The sequence below is a fragment of the Methanosarcinales archaeon genome (assembly GCA_014859725.1).
Lineage (GTDB): Archaea > Halobacteriota > Methanosarcinia > Methanosarcinales > Methanocomedenaceae > Kmv04.
On record JACUTQ010000223.1, the window covers coordinates 1 to 2,915 of the forward strand.

The 2,915-nt window shown below is 42.3% G+C and carries 2 protein-coding genes; both read right to left on the reverse strand.

The window, feature by feature from the left end; translation table 11 throughout:
* Positions 1–306 precede the first annotated feature (306 nt).
* Positions 307–1,254, reverse strand: coding sequence for a glycosidase (locus IBX40_12445; GenBank protein MBE0525119.1), 948 nt, complete (start codon positions 1,252–1,254; stop codon positions 307–309).
* A gap of 25 nt (positions 1,255–1,279) precedes the next feature.
* Complete coding sequence (locus IBX40_12450) at positions 1,280–2,512, reverse strand: glycosyltransferase (GenBank protein ID MBE0525120.1); 1,233 nt, start codon at positions 2,510–2,512, stop codon at positions 1,280–1,282.
* Positions 2,513–2,915: the final 403 nt, after the last annotated feature.

Here is a 2,915-nt window from a genome sequence, read left to right on the forward strand (position 1 = left end):
GATTGAAAACCGAATTAACAGGATAAGGCCAGTCCCTGGCTGAAAAGATTGGATTATTTTTATAACGCTGAAATAATTCTTCATGATAAGCCATTTACAATCACACCTCCTACACGATGAAGATTTCTTTTATTAACCAGACTGCCTGGAATATTGCCAGATATGAATATTAAAACGTCTCCCGATTGGTGTATGGGATGTCACTCTTCAATTAGGTTTGATGTATATAAAGTTTGTTTAGTTAGTTCTCAGAGCCAAGCGACGTTCCCCGGGAAACGGGACAGTGATAAACTGACCCTGATCACATTACTCCTCTGTCGAACATTGCGTTAAATATTCAAGGATATCTGATAATTTTGCTGTTGCAAGCGCTATAGATGTATCTGCACAGCCGTAATACATACGTACCTCACCATTCTCTTCAATCCATCCACATGGGAAGACAACATCACTTACATCGCCCTGTCGTTCATACCACTCTTTGGGACCGAATATCCAGTTATCAGAACGGTGCAATACTCTTGATGGATCTTCAAGATCCAGCAGTACCAGACCCAGGCGATAGATACCCCCTGCAACAGTTGTGCGAACCCCATGATATAATATCAACCACCCTTCAGGTGTGCGCAGGGGAGGTGGAGAGAGACCTATCTTATCAGCATCCCACCACCCGCCTTTACGGGCATAAATCACGATCTTGTGGTCACCCCAGTGTTTGAAGTCATAAGAAAATGATATCCAGGTATGTGCACCAACTCCGCCAAATGTAGAGACCGGTCGATGAATCATAGCCCATCGTCCATTGAATTTCACTGGAAACAATGCCGCATCCTTATCTTCCGGCGGCATTACAGCCCCTATCCGCTCAAATGTATGAAAGTCTCTGGTAGTGGCTATTGAGACTAAAGGACCTCCCTCAGAATATGCAGTATAGACCACAGCCCATTGATTTATTTCTTCAATATAGGTGATGCGCGGATCTTCGATACCCCAGATCTCTTCCGGATAGTTGGCAGGGTCAGGCATTAATGTAGGACTTGTATCGATCTCCCAGCCATCTACACCATTGCGGCTTCGAGCAGCAGTTAAATGAGAAAAACCACGATGATCCTCAACTCGCACCAGCAGTAGAGTATGATCTTCGAATTTTATTGCTCCTGGATTGAAAACGGAATTGCAGGAATAGGGCCAATCATCAGCAGTAAGGATGGGATTTTTTTCAGAGCGATGAAATATTTCATTCTTATTCAGCATTTCAAATACATATCTCCTTATATACTCAAAACTCGGGGGGAAGATTTACCTTTTCTCCGGTGGCTTTTGCCTTATTTGCAAGCTCATATGCCTCATTGTACTGCCTGGCTATTACATGCCAGGAAACTACATTGTTCAGATAGTGATCCAGGTTGCTACTCATAGTATGTCGAAGATCCTCATCACAGGCCAGACGGATAACATTTTGCCTGAGCATTTCTCGATTTGTGAACAGAAGTCCCCCATCACTTATCAGCGTCTGGGATGTCAATCCTTCCATAGGAGCTGTAGTAATATAAGGTTTATTCAATGATATGACCCTGGCCAGTGTACCGGATTGTGTCTCATCGAGGGATGGCAGTACAATAAAATCGCAAATGGCCATAACTTTATAATATTGTTCTCCTCTGGGAATGAATTCATAATAATGGGCAAGTCCTTTTTTCTCAAGTATTTCAATCTGTTGTTTATATCTCTCATAATCGTGTTTATGGTTTTCATCCCTCTTGGTCCCTGCAGCCAGCAGGTCCCACTCCTTGCCCGTGCGGTCACATATCTCCTGGACTATCTCTTCCCACATGTTGGTCAAAATGTCCCAACGTTTGTTTGATTGTATCCAGCCTACCAAACCCACAATATGTTCACCTATGGAAGGGTATTTGTTAAGACCGATCTCTTCACGTAACTCAGGTATCTTCTCATTCATCCATTGCTTATCCGGCCTGGCGCCATGGGGAACTACCATTATATTGGTAGGAGTTTTCCAGCCGTATCCTGAAAAAGTCCAGTCCAATCTCCATTTTTGATAGTTGCATTTAAACAGCACAACATCTGAGCGTTCGCACATCTTGTAAATAAAATTAGCTTCAAAATCCTGCAGCCTGCCATGTACCGTATGGGGCTCAACCACGGTAGGATATTTGCCAATAGCGCCCAGCAAATCTAAAAACCCCTGGTTTCCGTCTCCTCTTCCCCTGGAATCACAATAATCATATAGCCCGTATTCATGTTCCAGATGCACTGCATAAGGGTCAAGTTCCTTCACTTTTTTATAAACAGGCTTCCACCAGTCATGTTTTGAGATGTCAATAATGGGAAATACCCCTTCCCCCTCACCATCAGTATGGCTGATAACCAGGACATCCCTGTCAGGATTTGCTTCCTGGATGAATTCCCTGGCCTCTTCACAGAATGTTGCGATACCACACAATCTGGGAGGATAACTGGATATCATAACAATAGGATGTTTTTCACTCATTTCAAAACCTTCGACCATGAATGGATATATTTATATTTATATTTTATTACCTGGAATTAAATCACTTGGTGATTCTAACTACTTAAAAGTATCTACCTTTTCTTTCCTAACATTTGGAATATTTTTTGAAAATTTTCGGTAGTTATGCCAGACTCACATTTTAATATCTTTTCAAAGAAAGCAAAGCCAGGAGGAAACATATTAAAGATTCTGCACCCTGATTCTCATTAATTCCGTGGGAGTCGAAACCGTCTGCCACAGCACCAGTATGAAAATCATATAAAGGGAGTCCTAAATGATTTCGGCCCAGGAACCATTCAAATGCATGGTAAGCATGATGCAAGTATAGTTTATCACCGGTTATCTCATATGCAATGACATAAGCATTGGTAAGATAGCCTGC

Bases quoted from the DNA above. Each gene is read 5' to 3' on its own strand.
- IBX40_12445 (MBE0525119.1), bottom strand. From the start codon at position 1,254: ATGCTGAATAAGAATGAAATATTTCATCGCTCTGAAAAAAATCCCATC.
- IBX40_12450 (MBE0525120.1), bottom strand. From the start codon at position 2,512: ATGAGTGAAAAACATCCTATTGTTATGATATCCAGTTATCCTCCCAGA.